At 42.7% G+C, this 19,849-nt stretch carries 23 protein-coding genes; 11 read left to right on the top strand and 12 right to left on the bottom strand.

From position 1 onward, the window contains the following. Window positions 1-6: 6 nt before the first annotated feature. Window positions 7-282, bottom strand: coding sequence for a plasmid stabilization protein (locus SCJ97_03180; GenBank protein ID MDW7739049.1), 276 nt, complete (start codon window positions 280-282; stop codon window positions 7-9). Beyond that, the gene (locus SCJ97_03175) at window positions 275-532 is read right to left on the bottom strand and encodes a hypothetical protein (protein MDW7739048.1); all 258 of its coding nucleotides are present in this window, start codon (window positions 530-532) and stop codon (window positions 275-277) included. The genes SCJ97_03180 and SCJ97_03175 overlap by 8 nt, the downstream gene beginning before the upstream one ends. 310 nt (window positions 533-842) lie before the next feature. Here SCJ97_03175 and nudC point away from each other — a divergent pair, with 310 nt between their 5' ends. From nudC to SCJ97_03155, 4 genes are read left to right on the top strand one after another with little or no spacing between them, the layout of a single operon-like run. After that, a complete protein-coding gene (gene nudC / locus SCJ97_03170) occupies window positions 843-1,664 on the top strand; it encodes an NAD(+) diphosphatase (GenBank protein MDW7739047.1) in 822 nt (273 codons plus the stop codon). Window positions 1,665-1,683: 19 nt separating this feature from the next. Further along, window positions 1,684-2,124: a nucleoside deaminase gene (locus SCJ97_03165; protein MDW7739046.1), complete on the top strand. Its 441-nt coding sequence runs from the start codon at window positions 1,684-1,686 to the stop codon at window positions 2,122-2,124. A gap of 49 nt (window positions 2,125-2,173) precedes the next feature. After that, the gene (locus SCJ97_03160) at window positions 2,174-3,271 is read left to right on the top strand and encodes a DHH family phosphoesterase (GenBank protein ID MDW7739045.1); all 1,098 of its coding nucleotides are present in this window, start codon (window positions 2,174-2,176) and stop codon (window positions 3,269-3,271) included. 22 nt (window positions 3,272-3,293) lie between these two features. Continuing rightward, window positions 3,294-4,544, top strand: a complete 1,251-nt coding sequence (locus SCJ97_03155) for a hypothetical protein (GenBank protein ID MDW7739044.1) — start codon at window positions 3,294-3,296, stop codon at window positions 4,542-4,544. Between the two features lie 18 nt (window positions 4,545-4,562). Here the strand turns inward: SCJ97_03155 and SCJ97_03150 are convergent, their stop codons facing one another. From SCJ97_03150 to SCJ97_03140, 3 genes are all read right to left on the bottom strand, one after another. Next, window positions 4,563-5,072, bottom strand: coding sequence for a DinB family protein (locus SCJ97_03150; protein ID MDW7739043.1), 510 nt, complete (start codon window positions 5,070-5,072; stop codon window positions 4,563-4,565). Between the two features lie 282 nt (window positions 5,073-5,354). Then, a complete protein-coding gene (locus SCJ97_03145; GenBank protein MDW7739042.1) occupies window positions 5,355-5,933 on the bottom strand; it encodes an HDIG domain-containing protein in 579 nt (192 codons plus the stop codon). 81 nt (window positions 5,934-6,014) lie between these two features. Then, complete coding sequence (locus SCJ97_03140; GenBank protein MDW7739041.1) at window positions 6,015-6,155, bottom strand: hypothetical protein; 141 nt, start codon at window positions 6,153-6,155, stop codon at window positions 6,015-6,017. Window positions 6,156-6,301: 146 nt separating this feature from the next. Between SCJ97_03140 and SCJ97_03135 the strand changes: the two genes are divergently transcribed. Then, on the top strand, window positions 6,302-7,165 hold the full coding sequence (locus tag SCJ97_03135; protein ID MDW7739040.1) for a cation diffusion facilitator family transporter: 864 nt from the start codon (window positions 6,302-6,304) through the stop codon (window positions 7,163-7,165). Between the two features lie 95 nt (window positions 7,166-7,260). Here SCJ97_03135 and SCJ97_03130 read toward each other — a convergent pair whose 3' ends face one another. Further along, on the bottom strand, window positions 7,261-8,001 hold the full coding sequence (locus SCJ97_03130) for an SIMPL domain-containing protein (GenBank protein MDW7739039.1): 741 nt from the start codon (window positions 7,999-8,001) through the stop codon (window positions 7,261-7,263). A 121-nt stretch (window positions 8,002-8,122) separates the two neighbouring features. After that, window positions 8,123-8,953, bottom strand: a complete 831-nt coding sequence (locus tag SCJ97_03125) for an alpha/beta hydrolase (protein MDW7739038.1) — start codon at window positions 8,951-8,953, stop codon at window positions 8,123-8,125. A gap of 170 nt (window positions 8,954-9,123) precedes the next feature. Between SCJ97_03125 and SCJ97_03120 the strand changes: the two genes are divergently transcribed. Next, window positions 9,124-9,885 carry a 3-hydroxybutyrate dehydrogenase gene (locus SCJ97_03120; protein MDW7739037.1) on the top strand — a complete coding sequence of 254 codons (762 nt, stop codon included), beginning with the start codon at window positions 9,124-9,126 and terminating at the stop codon, window positions 9,883-9,885. 79 nt (window positions 9,886-9,964) lie between these two features. Here the strand turns inward: SCJ97_03120 and SCJ97_03115 are convergent, their stop codons facing one another. From SCJ97_03115 to SCJ97_03095, 5 genes are all read right to left on the bottom strand, one after another. Next, window positions 9,965-11,212: an FAD-dependent oxidoreductase gene (locus SCJ97_03115; GenBank protein ID MDW7739036.1), complete on the bottom strand. Its 1,248-nt coding sequence runs from the start codon at window positions 11,210-11,212 to the stop codon at window positions 9,965-9,967. Between the two features lie 47 nt (window positions 11,213-11,259). Next, window positions 11,260-13,164 carry an anaerobic carbon-monoxide dehydrogenase catalytic subunit gene (gene cooS / locus SCJ97_03110; protein ID MDW7739035.1) on the bottom strand — a complete coding sequence of 635 codons (1,905 nt, stop codon included), beginning with the start codon at window positions 13,162-13,164 and terminating at the stop codon, window positions 11,260-11,262. A 47-nt stretch (window positions 13,165-13,211) separates the two neighbouring features. Next, window positions 13,212-13,829 (bottom strand): 4Fe-4S dicluster domain-containing protein, encoded by a 618-nt coding sequence (locus SCJ97_03105; protein MDW7739034.1) that lies wholly within the window; start codon window positions 13,827-13,829, stop codon window positions 13,212-13,214. 205 nt (window positions 13,830-14,034) lie between these two features. Continuing rightward, the gene (locus SCJ97_03100; GenBank protein MDW7739033.1) at window positions 14,035-14,526 is read right to left on the bottom strand and encodes a hypothetical protein; all 492 of its coding nucleotides are present in this window, start codon (window positions 14,524-14,526) and stop codon (window positions 14,035-14,037) included. A 106-nt stretch (window positions 14,527-14,632) separates the two neighbouring features. Further along, a complete protein-coding gene (locus SCJ97_03095) occupies window positions 14,633-15,340 on the bottom strand; it encodes a molybdopterin-dependent oxidoreductase (protein MDW7739032.1) in 708 nt (235 codons plus the stop codon). Between the two features lie 171 nt (window positions 15,341-15,511). Between SCJ97_03095 and lepA the strand changes: the two genes are divergently transcribed. The 5 genes from lepA to SCJ97_03070 all read left to right on the top strand — a co-directional run bounded on the left by lepA (window position 15,512) and on the right by SCJ97_03070 (window position 19,723). After that, window positions 15,512-17,311, top strand: a complete 1,800-nt coding sequence (gene lepA / locus SCJ97_03090) for a translation elongation factor 4 (protein MDW7739031.1) — start codon at window positions 15,512-15,514, stop codon at window positions 17,309-17,311. 73 nt (window positions 17,312-17,384) lie between these two features. Beyond that, the gene (locus tag SCJ97_03085; protein MDW7739030.1) at window positions 17,385-18,161 is read left to right on the top strand and encodes a transposase; all 777 of its coding nucleotides are present in this window, start codon (window positions 17,385-17,387) and stop codon (window positions 18,159-18,161) included. A 146-nt stretch (window positions 18,162-18,307) separates the two neighbouring features. Further along, the gene (locus tag SCJ97_03080; protein MDW7739029.1) at window positions 18,308-18,862 is read left to right on the top strand and encodes a hypothetical protein; all 555 of its coding nucleotides are present in this window, start codon (window positions 18,308-18,310) and stop codon (window positions 18,860-18,862) included. Window positions 18,863-18,933: 71 nt separating this feature from the next. Beyond that, window positions 18,934-19,188 carry a YdeI/OmpD-associated family protein gene (locus SCJ97_03075; protein MDW7739028.1) on the top strand — a complete coding sequence of 85 codons (255 nt, stop codon included), beginning with the start codon at window positions 18,934-18,936 and terminating at the stop codon, window positions 19,186-19,188. Window positions 19,189-19,285: 97 nt separating this feature from the next. Then, a complete protein-coding gene (locus SCJ97_03070) occupies window positions 19,286-19,723 on the top strand; it encodes a DUF188 domain-containing protein (GenBank protein MDW7739027.1) in 438 nt (145 codons plus the stop codon). Window positions 19,724-19,849 lie beyond the last annotated feature (126 nt).

Genomic DNA, 19,849 nt, shown 5'->3' with positions numbered 1-19,849 from the left:
GCAATTTTATTTGTAAACATCATCATGGGAACCTACATTTACAGGAATGATGAGGTCATCATGAATAATAAATAAAAGGCTGATCCGGTAATTTATATTGATTGAAGCTCCGTATAGATCTGCGTATGAACCTTTTAATTTGTGCAGTTTTAAGGAAGGATGACCGGGATTGAGTTCAAGTAGTTTCAGCGTTTTACTATATTGGTTTGTTAGCTCCGGGTGCTTTTTTAGAAAAGCAGCCGCTTTTTTATTATAATTATCAGTGTAGATGATTTTATGCATTAGTAATCCTCTTAATATGTTCTTCTACATTTTCAGCAACATATTTACCCTGCTCAATTTCTTTTAGAGTTTCATTAATTGCTGATTCAAGTTCGCATTCCCGGTAATAATTATATTTCTCAATTGGAATTATTACATATGTACTCTTGCCTCTGACAGTTACTACCACTTCATCAGATTCTTTAACTGCCATATCAATTGCAGAGACACCTTTTGTTTTTAAATCATTAGCGGTGATATAATTGTCCATAGAATTCACCTCTCTTTTCAGTACTATATTTAGCACTATAATAAACATTTATAATAATACTATATAAAGTATTTTACGTCAATCGCACAGGGGGACCGCACAGGGGGACGGTTCTTCTGTGTCATTTAGTTGCGCAAAAGGACGGTTCAATTTAGTCAATTGGGATGTTTTATAAATTTTTGTTACAGACTTTAGAATAAATAAGTGACACAGAAGAACCGTCCCCCTGTGCGATTGACGTGCGGTGGTTAGACGGTTATGTGATAAACTAATATAGATTAAAAGACGTATTTTTGGGAGTGTAGAGCTTATGAGGTTGAAGATGTCAGTTTCGCTGGATTCGGGTGCGGATAATGGCCATGCACTTGTTTTTGCCTATAGAGAAGACCAGATCCTGGTTATCGATAATGGTGAGGTATGCCGTATTCCCGAGCGTATTGAGCTGGAAAAAATGAATTTAAATATAGTGCGGCGGCATTTTCTTGGCACTCTGGACGGTCAGTCCTGTTATTCGGTTGACCTGGACACTGCCAGTTCTGCTGTGGGTGGAAGTTCATTTATAGGACTCAGAGAACTCTTCGGAAAGGTCGACGATGAAATATTCTCGCTGGCCGTACATGCCAATCAGGTAATTAACTGGGACAGAATGCACCAGTACTGCGGCAAGTGCGGAGCTCGGACAGAATATGCCCCAGATGAACGGGCAAAAATCTGTAAATGCTGTGATGCTGTATATTATCCCCGTATTTCCCCAGCAGTAATAGTCGCCATAAAAAAGGGCAGAGAACTCCTGTTACTTCGGAATAAGCGGTACAAGCATGAATTTTACAGCGTATTGGCCGGATTTGTCGAACCCGGTGAAAGCCTTGAGGAATGCCTGGTACGTGAAGTAAAGGAGGAAGCGGGAATTGAAGTCAAGAATATAAAGTACTATGGCAGCCAGTCCTGGCCATTTCCCAATTCACTTATGGTCGGTTTTACAGCTGATTATGCAGGTGGGGAACTTCGGCTTGATGAAATAGAGATTGCAGATGCCGGATGGTTTACCCCGGAGAATTTTCCAAACCTGCCTGGCCCGATCAGTATAGCCCGGAGGCTGATCGATTCATTTGTAGATGAGCAGAATAGATAGTAAAGGGAGCGGGGAAATATTGAATAGTTTTATGGAGGCCGCTATAAGTGAAGCGCGAAAGGGATTAGAGGAAGGCGGTATTCCAATCGGTGCTGTTCTTGTTCATAATGGGAAGATCATCGGCCGGGGCCATAACAGGCGTATTCAGAAAAGCAGTGCTATCTTGCATGGAGAAACTGATTGTCTGGAGAATGCAGGTCGACTGCCTGCTTCAATTTACAGGGAAAGCGAGATATATACAACCCTTTCGCCCTGCTCGATGTGTACAGGTGCGATTTTGCTTTACGGTATCCCACGGGTCATTGTTGGTGAAAATAAGACATACCTGGGCGAAGAAGACCTTCTCCGATCAAGAGGGGTGGAAGTTGAAGTTCTACAGGATGAAACCTGTATAAAAATGATGGAAGAGTTTATTGCAGCAAACCCCAATCTCTGGAATGAGGATATTGGTGTAGAGTAATATTGCACAGCAGATAATGTGATAACAGATAAAAAGGAATATACTGGATATGAACAAAGCAGCAGCACAATTTATTGAAGCAGTTAGCAAGTATAAGGCCATAGCCATCTATATCCCCGGTTCGCCTGATCCTGATGCCATTGCTTCAGCTTATGCCATAAATATTATGCTCAATTATATCTCGGTTAATTCCGACATTTTTGCCGAGCACAGATTATCTTTGGCGCAAAACAGGGTATTCATAGAAAGATTAAGGATACCTGTAATCTTTGATAAAAAGATCAACCCCAAGAAATATCAAGCTTACATAGTGCCGGATTTTCAGGATAACCGGATCGATTATCTAAATAATAGTATCCCCTGTGCAGCGCATATAGATCATCATGTCAAATCTAATGAAACAATACAGGCAGATTTTTCTTTAATCAGGACTGATGTGGGTTCAACCAGTACTCTAATTGCACTGATGGTAAAAAACCTAAACATAGAGATCTCCGAAACTGATATGACTTCACTGGCTACTGCCCTGACCTTTGGCATTCAGACCGACACAGACAAGTACAATAATATAACTCCACAAGATATTGAAGCATTGGAGTACCTTCAAGGGTTTGCCGATAAAGAGATTTTACAGGAGTTAAACAGCATGCCTCCCTCGACAAAAACTCTAACCAATTATAAAAAGGCTCGTGAACAGGAAGTGGTCTACAAAGATTGGGCGTTTTATGGTCTAGGCTTCATCGATGCCAGGAGCCGCGATTCTATTGCAATTACTGCTGATATGCTTTTGAAAAATACTGAACATAAAACAGTGGCCGTTTTTGCCGTGATTGAGAACCAAAGGAAAGGTGAGTTATTTCTTGATGTCTCCCTGAGATCGAAGAGCCGCAATATTGATCTTAACCGTGTAATTAAGCAAATCACCCCGAATGGGGGAGGTAGGCGTTATAAAGGGGCTTATCAGGTCAGATTGAATTACTTTTTAAGCGCCCCGGACAGGGAATTGTTATGGAAAGTTATTGAGGACAGTACAATTGAGACGCTTCGTAAGAGCAGGGATGCGCTCTATATTACCGGCATTAAAAGTATTTATGGCCGTGTAAAAGATAAATTTACTTCAATACTGAAAAAAGATACCAACCGATAGATCTGACCAAGGAGGAGAAATTATGGGGATAGTGAGGGGGACTATTGCCCTGATTGGTTCCGGCGAACTTTCCGGTACCATGGTCGAAACTCACAAGAAGCTTCTTTCCCAGAGTGAATATAAGGGGAAATCACTCTTTCTTGATACTCCTGCGGGATTTCAGGAAAATGTAGATTTGATTGCCCGTCGGGCGGTGCAATATTTTCAAGATAAGATTGGTGAAAACTTGGAGGTTGCTTCATTTAAGTCGATTGAAATGGCTAACTTGCCGGAAGGGGAAAAGGCTTTTCATGATTTAAGCGAAGCAGGATATGTACTGATCGGTCCTGGCAGTCCGTCATACACAGTTAAAAACCTGGAAACCTCTCCGATTCCCAGCCTGTTAAGCGCTATGGTTGCCAGGGGAGGCTGCCTGGTAGTTGCAAGTGCAGCAGCACTTACTGTAGGCAGCCACACTATTCCGGTTTATGAAATATATAAGGTCGGAGAAAAACCTGATTGGGTGAAAGGCTTGAATATATTGGGCCACCTGGGGTTGGAAATTGTGGTGGTTCCTCACTGGAATAATGCTGAAGGTGGAAACCATGATACCCGGTTTTGTTATATGGGTGAAAAGAGGTTCAGAATACTCGAAACAAAACTTCCTCAGGGGGCAACTATTCTTGGACTTGATGAGCACACTGCCTGTATATTAAATTTTTCTTCCCGCGAAGCTATGGTGGAAGGTTTGGGGCAGGTAACGATCAGAAGAGATGAAGAAGAGCAGCATTTTGATCGCAATGACAGGATAACTTTTGATCAATTACAGGGCAAACCATCTGTAACAAGTGCAAAAGGAAGCACCAGGGTTGAAAAAGGGGTTCATTCCGAAGGCAAAGCTGAGCCGGAAACCTCGTTTTGGGATCGTCTGCATGAAATTGAAAATTCATTTCAGACTGCTCTTGAGCAAAACGACTCAGCAGCGATGGCCACCATGTTGTTGGAAGCTGATAGACAACTCTGGCAGGCTCAACTTGACCTGGAAAATCCCGAGTTTATATCGCAGGGACGGGAAATTTTCCGTGAAATGATAGTTCTTGCCGGAACCGGTTTTGAGTTGGCCTCAAAGGTTATACCCCGCAAATTCAATGATCTGGTAAACCACATGATTGAATTACGTGAAGAATACCGAAAAGATAAACAATGGATCAGGGCCGATCAGGTCCGCAGCCTTCTGCAGAAGGTGGGTGTTGTACTGGAGGATACAGAAGAAGGACCCAGGTGGCACCTCTGATCATTGGGTTCAGATTTTTCAATTAGCCAGTGATTTATGGATTACTCGCACCTGTCGAAAATGATGTTCATCATGATAGATCCCGACACGCAAAGCCTGTATAAGGTTGAGCCAACCAATTGCTGGATCGTATACATTCATATTACCCAACAAATCCTCTTCTTTTGTTTCGTAGAAATTCCTTATTTTTTGATGTTCTGCTTGATAAAGATTATAGAGCGTTTCCAAAGGTACAGGATTTTCTCTATTAAACTTGGAAGGCCACATCCAGCCAACATTTAGAGGAAATCCTGGACGCTCATAGACATCATCAATAGTTTTCTGGTATATTCTTTTTCGTTTTAGCATTGCATAAGGCATCAGAATAGGCCAGATGAATTTTAACAGTCTTCTGAAGGAGCGGAGCAGAACACGGGCATGGTCAATGTTTTCACCGATAGACCATTCTTTTTCAGCCGGTCTTTGCCAAAGTATACTGGTATCCAATCCATCAATTTCAGAAAAATTGGCTTCGCGCTGCGTTTCCATTTGTCAAGACAAACAAGGTGGCAGGCTCATTGCGGAGGGTTTAAAGCAATTATCTCAGAAGGGAGTAAAACTGGTTTTTGTTTTAGGTCATCCGGAATATTATCCTATCCATGGATTTAGACCGGCAGGGGTCCCGGGATTTGAAGCACCTTACCCTATATCTGACGAGGTTGCTGATGCCTGAATGGTTCAGGAACTTCACCCTGGAGTTATTGGGAAAGTGAAAGGTAAGGTTATTTGTGCAGATACCATGAACCGGCCTGAATATTGGCGGGAGTAGTATTAAAGATCTCCCTTCAAGCCGAGTTCTTCAGCAGCTGACTGCATACCTTTAATAGTTTCTTCAATCACTTTATCTAACTCCATATCCAGCAAAGCAGTGCCATCTTCAATGATATTGCGGTCAACACCAGCCGCAAAATTTTTATTCTTATACTTTTTCTTAACCGAGCTTAGGGTTAGATCTAGAATACTTTTACTGGGGCGCATCAGAACTGTCGCAACGATTAAACCTGTAAGCTCATCTATAGTGTAGAGGACCTTTTCAACCCGTTCGACCGGCTCAACGTCGGTACAGATTTTCCAACCATGACTGATTGCCGCTCTAATGTATTCCTCCGGCCAACCTTCTGCTTTTAATATTTCCTCAGTTTTCTTGCAATGTTGGTCAGGATACTTTTCATAATCAAGGTCATGAATAAGCCCGATTACTCGCCATTTTTCCTCATCGCCTTCTCCGTAAATTTCTGCAAAATGGCCCATGACTGCCTCAACCGCCAGAGCATGTTTAATCAGGGCATCATTCTGGTTATACTTTTTCAGGATTGCCATTGCATCTTCACGGGTAGGTTTTTCTAACATTATCATTCACTTCTTTCATCCGATTTGTTTATATTCCCTGGAGTTTAGCTGGGATTATACTTTCAGTTCTTGAAGTTTATATTAAAATCCTGCCTGACAATCTAGACCAAAACCACTTTCCACAAGTTCTGTTAACCTGCCCAGCGCTCTTACTGCCGGAGCGCCATCTATAACGTCATGATCAACTAAAACGGTCAGATGTAGATAATCACGTATTTCAATCTCATTATCAACAAGTGATTAACTATATTGTGCTATACTATTATTTGGAATTTATTATGAGCAGATAGGCGGGTTTAAATAATTTGCCTGAAGACAATCTTAAGCGTGAATATCCGGCAACCGGGCATTTTGATGATTTTTCCGACATATCAGGCAAAAAAATATTTTGGGTTGTTTTACTGAACGCTGCAATTACCGTAGCAGAATTCATTGGTGGATTGCTCTCCGGAAGTCTGGCTTTAATGTCGGATGCCGCCCATAACTTGAGTGATACTGTAGCTATTGCTCTATCTTATTTTGCCAACAGAATTGCCCAAAAACCGAAAGATCCCAGGATGACATTTGGTTATAAAAGGGCGGAAATTTTGGCTGCATTTATAAACTCTTCAGTTTTGCTTGCCATATCAGTCATGTTAATATACGAAGCGATCAAGCGATTCAGTACACCTGAGCCTATAGATAGCACACTAATGATTACGGTGGCATTCATCGGATTGCTGGCAAACTTATTATCTGTTTTTATTTTGGAAAAAGATTCACGGAATAACCTGAATATTAAATCGAGTTACCTCCACCTGATCAGCGATACAGTTTCATCAGTGGGTGTTATTACAGGTGGTATTGCTATCAGAATCTGGGGTATTGTTTGGATAGATCCGCTGGTTACAGTTTTTATTTCATTTTTTATTATTAATAAAGCCTGGGTAGTCATACGAAAGACTGTGGATATACTTATGCAATCATCCGCAGAGCTTGATTATGAGGCAATTAAAGCAGGAGTTGAAAATATTGCAGGGGTAAAAAATATCCATCATGTGCATTCATGGATGAGCAATGAAAAAACAATTTATTTCGAAGCACACATTGATATGGAAGATATGCAGCTTTGCGAGGCAGAGAAAATTTATGATGAAATCGAGCAATATTTAATAGAAAATCATGGTATAAGCCATGTTACACTGCAGGCAGAAGTTGATAAGTGCTGCGAAAAGTCGATATTCAAGTGTTGAAATATGATTAATCATTAATCACGGAAATTATAAAAATTAAAGACCGCAGCGTTTAACGATGCGGTCTTTAATCTATTAATTGGCTTATGCGTTTCTTAAAATGCATATTCCGCTACAACCATAGCTCGTACTGTTACCTCGTCCGGTGTGATCGGAGTGGAACCATCACCCATGGCCATTTCTTCTTTCAGCATATCACTCTGAAATCTGAAGGGAAGGTAGTCTGTTCTTTCCTCTCTTACACTGTGCAGACCGGATATTCTTGCCCCTGCACCTTCAGCGATAGATTCTGCCTTTTTAGCAGCCTGTTCGGTGGCTGCTTTTAGAGCCTGCATCAAGAGTTCCTGTGGGTTTTCAATTTCGAAAGTGATATAATTTATGCTGTTCGCTCCGGCACGGACTGCAATATCGATAATTTCGCCGACTGCTTCCAGATCGTTCGTAGAGACAATTATTTCATTTACAACCTGGAAGGTTTGCTGCTCTTCCTGACCGAGCGGGCGGCCTTCCATCCATTCCCGATAACTGTAAAGCCGGTATGATCCGGTGACCAAATCTTCTTCAGCCAATCCGAAGGCAAGCAGGGCTTCTTTTACAGATGTAGCCAGCCGGGCATTTTCTTCAACTGCCTGTTCAGCTACAGTGCTGCGGGTTTCTACTGCAAGACTGATCTTAGCCAGCTCTGGTGGGGCTGTTAATTCTGCCTCACCATAAGTTTGTATAACTCTCGGCGCTTCAACAGTGCCGGTTGACAACTGATTTCCACCACATCCAACAACGAGTAACCCTACTACCAATACAAGTGCTGTAATGATAATTATATTTTTTGTACTCATTGCTCCAAGCCTCCTCTTTGTTTACCTTTATTATCTTTATATCTGATAGACAAAGATAGGTTTAAATTGGTTCCAGGCACATTAATTAGGCAATTTTTCACGCATCGGTTTTATATAGATGTTAAATAGTTTTATAGAAGTTCAGGATCTGTTCATTAAAGTCAGGAGCTTCGGCATAAGCCCCATGCCCAAGATGGGGATATATTTTAAGGCGACTGTCTTCTATGGCAGCGGCCATTTCTTCCTGTACTTCAGGTCCACCCACAACTTGATCAGATCCGCCGCCGATGATGAAGGTGGGGCACTTTATTTCTGATAGCTGTTCATAGGCGTTGTGGGTTAAGCAGGAGTTAGCTTGAATAAGGAATCTTTCTTTCGACTGCGGCTTGTCGATCGCTTTAATCAGTGATAAAAATAAACGGTATTTTTTTAGATATTTTTCGGTGAAAGATTTTTCCATTGTATCAATCGAGAGTTCTCCGAATTTCTCTTTTTCAGCCAGATCGATCCAGTTTGTTACCACTTTTTGAATGACTTCATTCTGTCGTGCTAAGGAGATTACGATGGCCAGTTTTTTAACTTTTTCAGGATGATCTATCGCGAGCCATTGAGAGATCATTCCGCCCTGGGAGACGCCCATAATATAAGCAGTATCGAGTCCCAGTTTATCCATCGCTTCAGCTTGATCACCGGCCATATCGCGTGTTGTGTATTCCGGCTCAAGGTTATTCTTACGGCTGAAAACCCAGATACGAAAATCCCGGGCATATGCTTTATAAAAAAACCAGAGCATCAAGCCACTGCCTTTAACCGTTCTTAAACCATCACTCAATCCCGGAATGATAACCAGGGGTTTGCTTCCCTTTCCAAATGAAACATAATTCATGGTGCTCTTGCCAATTTCGATGTTGGAATCGATTATTCTTCCCGGCATATTCATAATTCTGCGCATCGCTCCTTTAATCAACGGATTCTTAATTATTTGCTCCCTGTATTTTATACCTGTAATGTGCTAAACAGGCAATACCTAATCAGAAAATTGTGGGGATCCAGTTAAATAATAGCTGGAAAAAGTTTATAATAAACTGAAACCGATTATAAACATAAAGGATGATCAGTCTCATGGTGAACAACAAGGTATGCATTGTTACAGGAGCAGCAGTCGGAGTTGGCTTGGGAGCATCTGAGGTGCTCGCCGAAGATGGAGCAAAAGTAATCATGACCGATATTGCTGAAGAGAAGTTGATGGCTGAAGCAAAGAGGCTTGATTCAGATTGTTATAAAGCAGATTTAACTGACCGGAGAGCATGTAAAGCCCTGGTTGATTATGTTATGGGAAAATATTCCCGGGTGGACATCCTGGTAAATGTTGCCAGTATTCAGACGATCAGCCCTATTGATGAATTTCCGGAAGACAAGTGGGATTATATGATCAGTTTGATGCTGACAGCGCCGTTTTTGCTGACCAGGTATGTATGGCCCTCAATGAAAAATAATAATTGGGGGAGGATAGTACACCATAACTCAATTCACGGCCTGGTTGCTTCGGAGTTCAGGGCTGCTTACGTATCGGCCAAACATGGTTTGAGCGGTCTGACTAAGGTATCTGCGCTTGAAGGTGGGAAATATGGTATAACTGTGAATTCAATATGTTCCTCATATGTGAGAACTCCAATGTTCGAAAACCAGATTGCTGATCTGGCCAGGATCAATTCTATTTCTGAGGAAGAGGTAATCGAGAAAATTGTTTTGCAAAAAGCAGCGATAAAAAGACTTCACGAACCGAAAGAAATCGGTGAAATAATAAAATTTTTCTGTTCCGATGCAGCTATAGGAATTACCGGAACAACTTTTACTGTTGATTGTGGCTGGACTGCAGGTTAAAAACCGGTTTGACATGAGAAAATGATAACGGAGAGGCTATTTTTTTACCTCTCCGTTAAATATTTACTGTGGTTGCCGGCTAATATTCGCGAACAATATTTATGGTGGGATCAAGGGCTGATTCCATCAGATAAGCCATGCCGAAATTTTTGTCAGTCAATTTATCTTTTATGGTAGAGATTGGAACAGCACGCCTGATCAGGGAAAGGTATATTCCGGCTCCGCCTATGTCGCCGGCCAGGCGGAAGCCGACCAACCTGTCATCTTTGACCCATAATTTCCGCAAGTTACCGTCGCTGCGAACGGATAACTCTTCGCCTTCCATGATACCTGCTGCCATGACGGGTAACCCAAGATGTTTAAGGCTGTTCATACTGTCTGAGCCGTTATAAACTACATCATGACCCAGCAGGTTAAGGCCGGCAACCACCCCTTGGGCTACAGCATTTGGGAAATTAGCATGAGCATAGCGGCGTCCACTGACCCGATCAGTAGTTTCCGCTATATCTCCTGCTGCATAAACATCAGGATAGTTTGTGCAGAGTTTTTCATCTACCATAACTCCCCAGTCGCTTTCTATTCCTGAGCCTTCGAGGAACTCGATGTTTGGCTTCAGTCCGGTTGCAGCAACCAGCAGATCGGCTTGTAGTTCCTTCCCCGATCTCATCTGCACTCCTTCGGCTCTGTCCCTTCCGGTGAAGGCTAGCGCATCGGCATCTTCGCCCTCAATTATTTCAATCCCTCTTGCACGCAGCATGTTCATAATAAATGCTGAAGTTTCAGGGTCAAGCATTCCCCGCATTATCCTGGAGCGAACCAGCATTTTGACGGCTATGCCTAATTCATTAAGCAGCAGGGCAATTTCCACACCGATGAATCCGGCCCCTACAATTAAAGCTGTTTTAACTTCTCCAGCTCGAACCCGTGACAACAGTTTCTCTCCAGCCATAAGAGATTTAAAGTTATGGATTCCTTCTTTATCGGACCCATCAAGTGGAGTGTATAACCTGGCCCCTGCAGCAATAAGCAGACGATCATAAGCAAGCGTATCACCGCTGTCCAGAATGATGGTTTTTTTCTCGGTTTGTATATGTTTTACTCGGATTCCAGGGCGGAATTCAATAGACAATTTCTCCGGGAAGTCTTTACCTTTCCAGAAATGGACGGGCTCGCCTGTAAGAAAGTACTCGACCAATGCCGGAGGAGAATAGGGCGGATACGGTTCACTTGATAACATTATAATATCCGCAAGTTCATCAAAGCGGCAGACAGTTTCTGCAGCAGTTACACCTGCCGGTCCGGCGCCGATAATAATTATTTTTGTCACTTGTTGATCACTCCTTTGACCGGTTATGACCAGAAAGGTCGGCGCTCTTAAGACATTTGTATTTTATCAGGATCCAAAGCCGGTAAGCCCAGTCCTTTACGTTTACTTTCGATATGGCGTCTGATCAGTACGGCTGCCTTTTCGGGGTCTGGTTCAACGGCAAATGATGCACCGACCACATCATTCAGGCCGCCGGCCAGAAGATTTACGACATTCGGGCTGCCGAATATATTAGGTTGTACGCCCAGTACGGTATAAATACCGGACGCCACAACATACGCACCGATTGAAACTGCTTTTTCTGAATACCATTCTGGAGCTGCACCGGCCAGCGGAAGTTTATCGATATCAGTTCCCAGGAAGTTGGCCAGTGCGGCCGCGAGGACCAGGATACGGGTATTATCGACACATGAACCCATGTGAAGAACCGGAGGAATCCCTAGGGCGTTGCAAACTTCTTTGAGCCCTTTTCCAGCCAGTTCAGCGGCTCCAGGGACCATCAAGCCTGCTTTACCGTTGGCAACTGCACTGCAGCCGGTAACGACTACCAGGATATCATTTTCAATCAGGCGGCGGGTCAGGGTTACATGTCCATAATCGTGCTTGATCTTCGGGTTATTACAGCCAACGACAGCAGCAGCACCTCTAATACTGCCAGCTTTGATCGCATCTACAAGAGGAGCAGGGCTTCCACCGAGCGCCCCGACGATTGCTTCAACGGAGAAGCCGGCCATCATTTCTGTCGGCGAGACAGGGATGTTTACTCTGTCTGGAATACGGTTAGAGTAATTCTCGACAGCCATTTTGACAATTTCCCTGCCGATTTCAATTCCCCGTTTTGGATCAAATGAGATATGGGTTGCGCCGGTAAATTTTGCCTTATCAAATGTTGAGATCACCTTCGTGTGGAAGCATTTGGCGACTTCAACTACAGATGGCATTATGCACTGGTAATCGACCAGCATTGCCTCCAGCGCGCCGGTCATTATTACCAGTTCCTGGATAAGGTGATTACCAGCCATCGGGATTCCCCGCCTCATCTGTAATTCGTTTCCTGTACAGCATAGGCCAACCAGATTTATGCCTTTTGCTCCCTGCTCTTCGGCTAATTTTTGCAGAGTCGGGTCAGAGGCTGCCTGCACTATAACATCGGAAAGCATGGGATTGTGACCGTGTAGAGCAATATTGACCATATCGGGTTTGAGCACTCCGAGGTTTGCTTTTGATGAAAGGGGCGAAGGGGTGCCAAAAAGAATATCGGAAACTTCTGTGGCGATCATTGAGCCCCCCCAGCCGTCGGAAAGGCTGGTTCGCAGGGCATGTAAAAGTATATTAATATAATCATTGTCCACACCCATGTGAGTTCGATGCAGTGTTTCAACATTTTCACGATCTATTCCGCGCGGGGTAATATGCAGTTTTTCCCACAGCTCCCGGCGGGCAGGAGGAACTCTGTCCAGGAAGGTAAGACTTTCCTTTCGGGTGCCAAAATCTTCCATCATTTCCCAGGCCAGTTCCTTTGCCAGGGTCTTTGCATCTTTGCCATCAACAGAAATACCAAATTCACCGGCAACACGTTTTAGCTTTTCTTCATCGTTAACCTGATAGGAGTTGGTATCACCGGCTCCGACATGATAGAGGGCTTCCAGAATATCTCTTCCATGGTCTGAATGAGCGGATGCTCCCGCGGCAATTGTACGGGCCAGGTTGCGGGCTACAATTACATCGGCGTCTGCACCACATACGCCTTTTTGTGGCCCTTCACCGAAGGGATCAATCCGGCAGGGGCCCATCGCACAGTTGCGGCAGCTTAAACCGAGAGCACAGTAACCACACTGTGGTTCCTGCGCATGCAGACGATCCCATACAGTTTCAATATTTTCCTCACCGGCGATGCGCAATATCTTTTGCGCATCCTGGGCAATACTCAAATCTTTGTAGTGATCAGTCATCTTGATCCTCCTCATTAAAAAAATAAAAAGGTACGCGGAAATTTAGACTACCGTTCATTTAATTTGGAAACGGTTTCCCCGAATTTGCGCCAGGCTTGGAAGTTTTCCGGCAGGTGGGCTGGTTCAGGTGGAACAGAAGCTGCTGCAACAGATACAGCTTTGGCCAGCTGAGAAGAGGAGCTTCTGGCCAGTTCATTAATATCACCGAATAGCAGCGCATTAACTTTGCAGACCTCGACGCAGGCAGGCTCAAGCCCCCTGGATTGACGATCAACACAATGGTCGCATTTCAATGCAACAATTTTACCTTTTAATGCATCTGCAGTTTCGTAGTAGCGAATTACATCGAAAGGACAGACCATGGCACACATGGCGCAGCTGATGCACTTGTTGCCATCGATAAGAACAATTTCTCTGTCCGGGGTTCTGTTGATAGCTGCGGTAGGGCATACAGCCATGCAGGGAGCGGGGTCGCAATGTCTGCATTTATTGGGAAAAGATGAGTTGAGGTAAATTCCTGGGCCGACCTGAATGCGTGGTTTCGGTTTGGGGCTTTCAAAAACAGCTTTGAAAAGATCCTTACTTTGCGAGTGTTCAACAGCACAGGCAATTTCACACTGTTTACAGCCAACACATCGTTCTGGTTGTACAAACACCGTTTTCATGCATCTACCTCCTTTAACTCTGTTTTGAGCTATTTTGATCCGGGGCTTATTGCCACCTTTTCAACCTTTGGACGGTAGCTGCAACCTTGTCTGCAATGAAGTGGTATCTCCATTGCTATGTTCGTCTGGCTTGAAAATATCAAAATTTAGATTTCAAGTCAATGAAATAGATATAAATATCTGAAAGAAATTTTTAAACAGTAATCTATCGCAGGTCGTCTTCAATCTCCTGAAGTGTTTGATCAATGATTTCTACAGTCTCGGGTGGCAGTGATACTAAAACCGGCAGAACAGCGTCCAGGTGATATTCTGTTGAAATGGGAAAATTTAACTGGACCGGCAGTGCCAGTTCAAGCTGGAGAGGAATATTTTCTCGAATGGGAATTGTAATTCGCTGTGGTCCGACTAATGGCAGCACCACTGTGGTTTGAACGGTTGTATCAAGATAGTAAGTGGTGTCAATCGGAACATTGATTGTTTCATCGATTTCAATTTCCAGCTCTAGAGGAATAACCTGATCAACCGCAACCTCCGCAATGAAGGGCTCTGAAGTCAGCCTGCTCAGCCCATCCCTGGTTGTTACGATTACCGATAATGCATCATTCCTGAATCGGATGATATTGGAAACAACAAATATATTAACCAGCAGTGAGATCACCAGTCCGCCAGTTATAAGTAGCGCCATTTTTCTCGACATACTGTTCAGCCTCCTTTATCGTAATATTTCTACCAGACTTATAATATAATTAGCAGACACCTATTAAATTTCGATAATTAAGTGACTGTGAGTGTTTTATTATTAATTACTGGCTGGTTTCAGCATCATTTGAATAGCCTCTGCTTTCCCAGAATCCTTCGTAGTCAAGATCATCTGACAGTTCAATTTCATTTACCCAGCGGGCCCACTTGTAACCGAGTTTATCTTCGGCGATCACGATAAAAGGAAAGCCCAGTGAATCAGGTAGGGTTATACCGTTGCTTGAATAAGCTAACAGCATATTTCTGGATTCAATGGTTTCGATGGGCATGGAAGTTGTATAGCCATCCACACAATGGAAGATTGCAATTTCTGCTGTATCCAGGACGGCAGCATCATTTAGAAGATCCATTATCCTGACCCCTTCCCACAAAATCGTGGCATCCCAGCCTTCCACGCAGTACAGGGTGATTAACCTTTGGAAGCTCTCTTTCTCCAGGACTTCTTCATAGCTAAGGGCAATTGGATTTTCCACCAATCCGGAGATTTTGAGATTATAATTATTGATATCGACCTGCTGTATGCCAGATATTGAATTATCCCGTGGGCCTACTGAAGGATCAAGTCTGGCACCTTCATAGTCCCTGATCTCCAATTCTTTATAGCGCTGTTCAGTTGCTTCGGAAACAACATCTATCGTTGGTTCGGGCATTTCTTCCGGACTGCTTTCTGAAACACAGCCCACAGCAAATAGCATAATTAATAACACTACAAACGGTAAAATAACGAATTTCATATAGGTATTTGTATTCATTACCAAACCTTCTTTGCATTTTTTTAGTGATTCTATCATTATTATATCAAAAGGGGCATGCATGTAGTTTCAGATAGAAAAACCTTTGGGAGAACAGTTTATTGAAGAGCGCCTTTCAGGGTGATATAATCCAACGAGACTAGCAGGTGTTGAGTTCATGGAGGTTATAATTTGAAAGCGAATAATATCAGGAACTTTTGCATCATTGCTCATATTGATCATGGCAAATCAACATTGGCTGACAGGTTGCTGGAGAGTACCGGCACTTTAACTGCCCGGCAGATGAAGGAACAGGTTCTCGATCAGATGGATCTGGAGCGTGAGCGGGGAATAACGATCAAGCTTCAGGCGGTTCGTCTTCAGTATAAGGCCAGGGATGGGGAAGAATATATCCTGAACCTGATAGATACACCGGGTCATGTTGATTTTACTTATGAAGTTTCCAGAAGCCTTGCAGCTTGTGAAGGAGCAATCCTGGTTGTTGATGCTGTACAGGGTATTGAAGCACAGACTCTGGCCAACATGTACCTGGCTGTGGAGCAGAACCTGACAATTGTTCCGGTTATCAATAAGATTGACCTGGATAATGCAGACCCGGATAGAATCAGGCAGGAACTGGTGGATATCATTGGCAGTGAAGCTGAAGTAGCTCTCGAGGTATCAGCGAAGCAGGGTATTGGTATCGAAGAAGTTTTAGAAGCTGTTGTGAAAAAAATACCCCCACCGGGACAGAGTGGTATGGAAGCACCTTTAAGAGCTCTGGTCTTTGATTCCCACTATGATAAATACAGGGGTGTAATTGCTTATATAAGGATAATGGAAGGTAGTATCAAGGTCGGCGAAAAGATACAATTCATGAATACTGGGAAGATGTTCGAAGTAACAGAAACAGGGGTATTCCGGCCTATGATGAGGCCAACTTCAGCTCTGTCAGCAGGAGAAGTGGGTTACCTGATGGCTTCTATCAAGAATGTTAGTGACGCAAGGGTCGGGGATACCATAACAAAGGCTGAAAACCCGGCCAGTCAGGCACTGCCCGGCTACCGTAAAGTGGTTTCCATGGTATTTTGCGGCTTATTTCCCCAGGACAGCAATGATTATGCGATCTTGCGCGAGGCTATTGAACGCTTAACACTAAATGATTCAGCACTCTCTTATGAACCGGAAAAATCCACTGCTCTTGGACTAGGTTTTCGCTGCGGTTTCCTGGGGCTGCTGCATATGGATATAGTGCGGGAGCGTTTGGAGAGGGAATACGGTCTGGATTTGATTGTATCTGCACCAAGTGTAATTTACAAAGTTCACCTGAAAAATGGGAATATAATTGAAGTTGATAACCCGGTCCTGATGCCTAATACTGATGAGCGAGTTGCTATAGAAGAACCTTATGTGGAAGCTTCAATATTTACCCCTGAAGAATACCTGGGAGCAGTCATGGAGCTCTGCCAGGAAAAAAGAGGAGAATTCCGTAATACGGAATACCTGGAATCAGGAAGAGTCAGGCTTTCATATTATTTACCACTGGCAGAAATCATATATGATTATTTTGATTTGTTGAAATCCAGGACAAGGGGCTATGCTTCACTTGATTACACGATTCATGGTTACAGGATATCTTCCCTGGTTTTGATGGATATCCTGGTCAATACGGAAAAGGTTGATGCACTTTCATTTATTATTCACAGGGATAAAGCTTACCAGAGGGGCAGGGAAATGGTCGAGAAATTAAAGGAGATTATTCCGAGGCAGATGTTTGATGTTCCTATTCAGGCAGCTCTCGAAAATAAGATAATTGCCAGGGAAACAATAAAAGCTTTACGCAAAAATGTTACTGAAAAATTATACGGCGGCGATGTAACTCGTAAAAGAAAACTGCTTGAAAAACAAAAAGAAGGTAAGAAAAAAATGAAAAAGATCGGAAGAGTTGAAATCCCCCAGGAAGCCTTTACCGCAGTCCTGAAAGTCAAATAACGTGTCACGGGGACGGTTCTTTTGACACATTATTTTTCATCTGATATAGTATGCAAAAACGAGGTTTACAATCATGCCAAGACAAGCGAGAGAAAAAAGCAATACAGGAATTTATCACATCATGATTCGGGGTATCAACAAGCAAAAAATATTTCTTGATCGGAATGACAGAGAAAAATTTTTATCTGCACTATTGAAATATAAAAAGTCCTCAGGCTATGATGTTTTTGGATACTGCCTCATGGATAACCATATACATTTATTACTGAAGGAAGGCCAAGAGCCAATTGACCTGACATTAAAACGAATCGGAGTAAGTTATGTGTTTTGGTTTAATAAAAAATATGAGCGTAGTGGGCACCTTTTTCAGGACCGGTTTAAAAGTGAACCGGTTGAAGATGATCTATATTTATTTGTAGTTTTGCGGTACATTCATCAGAATCCACTTAATGCTAAGATAGTAAAAGATATATCAGACTTTGAATGGAGCAGTCATAACAGCTACTTGAATCAAACCGGTGAGCTTGTTGATTTTAGTTTTATCTTAAAAATTTTTAATCCAGATCCTCCATTGGCGGTAACTGCTTACAAATCATTTATGCTCATGAAAAACAGAGACGAATGCTTGGATATCGATGATGAAGAAAACAAGAATATTTCGGATCAGCAGGTAGTTAAATTGATTAAAGAATTGACCGGACAGGCTGATCCAAAATTGGTTAAAACCATGGATAAGAAAGTGCGGAATAGGATACTAAAAACACTGAAAGACAGTGGAGCTAGAATCAGGCAGTTAGCGGAAATAACGGAAATAAACAGAGGTATTATTGAAAGAGCTGGGAAAACATGAAATGAAGCGAAAATATTTGTCAGGTAACCTCTAAATAGTGTCAGGAGAACCGTCCCTTTGACACGCTGACACGCGAGAAATGTGTCAGGAGAACCGTCCCGCTGACACGGGAGAACCGTCCCGCTGACACGGAAAGGGTGGATGGAATGAGTAAAGATAGTTCACAGTCGATTTCAAATGAAGCGGTAATCGAAGCAACCGGCAGATCGTGGGATGACTGGCTTGCCAGGTTGAAAGAAATAAAAGCTGAAAACCTAACGCATAAAGATATTGTGAAAATACTTGAAACGGAATATAAAGTAGATAGTTGGTGGGCTCAAACTATTACTGTCGAATTTGAACGCATCACAGGCAGGCGGAAGGTAGGCCAGACCGGTGCTGGTTATTTTCAGGTATCTGCGAGCAGAACGCTGACAGGTTCGATGGATCAGGTCTTTGGGCAGTGGCTTAGCTTCATAGATGGGATCAAAAAATTTAATAATTTATCGATGATAGGCAATCCGCGTATTAGCGAAACAGAGAAATGGCGTTACTGGCGCGTGAATTTATCCGATGGAAGCCAGCTTGCCGTATCCGTTAATAATAAAGCTAAAGGCAAATCTTTGTTAACGGTCACTCATAGTAAACTACCAGATGAAGAATCTTCAGAAACCTGGAAAAAATACTGGAAAGATTTTATCCAGAAGGTACCTGCTGATTAGTTTAAATCTTAAACATAATATGAACAAATTGGTGATATGTTCGAAAATAGGCTGGGAGGAGATTTAATAACATGGCAAAGGATTATTCAAATCTGAAGCGCCCGAAACAGGCCATGCCTGGTTTTGTCAAGCAGGCTTTGAAAAGAAGGGGTTTACTGAAAGCATATAAGAAGCGGCCTGAGTACCAGCAAAATGATTACCTTGGCTGGATTAATGATGCAAAGCTTCAGGAAACAAAAATGGAAAGGCTCAATCAGATGTTGGATGAACTTGAAAAAGGCGGAGTTTATATGAATATGGAGCATCCGCCATCGATGAAAAAGTAACGGTGAGCTATTGAACTATTGAAGATAAAGATCATCAATTTAACTCTTTAGCTTATTTCGTAAATTAAGCGAAATACTGAAAGTGACTGATTTAAGTATGAAAATTATTGTCGATGCTGATGCCTGCCCCAAAAATGTTTTGCAGATATGCTTTCAGCTTGGACATAAATATGAAATACCGATTTGGACTGTAGCAAGCTTTAACCATAATATTGAATCAGACAACCATTTAATAGTTGGCAGCGATCCTCAGGAAGCGGATATTAAAGTAATCAATCTTACCGAAAGAGGCGATATAGTTGTGACTCAGGACTGGGGTCTGGCAGCTATGGTCATTGGTAAGAAAGCCAGATGTTTAAGCCCTGACGGTAGAGAATATCTTTCTGAAAATATGGATTTCCTTTTGGAAGAGCGGGAACTTAAAGCCAGGTTCCGACGCGGTGGAGGAAGAACGAGGGGGCCCAAAAAACGGTCCCCGGATAATGATAAGAGGTTCTTTTCGTTACTGGAAAGAATAATCATCGAATCAAGCTAAATTGCGACCGTTTGGATTACTCCATAACAGTCGACAACTTTTTTTGTTTGTATTATAGTAAACAACGAGGTTTTAAAACCACATGATATTAATCTAAATTCAATCACAATCAGATATGTGAGGTAT

It is taken from the genome of Bacillota bacterium, from assembly GCA_033549065.1.
Lineage (GTDB): Bacteria > Bacillota > Dethiobacteria > DTU022 > DTU022 > JAWSUE01.
Note: the sequence above shows the minus strand (reverse complement) of the source record. Positions and strands in the feature narration are given on the sequence as shown.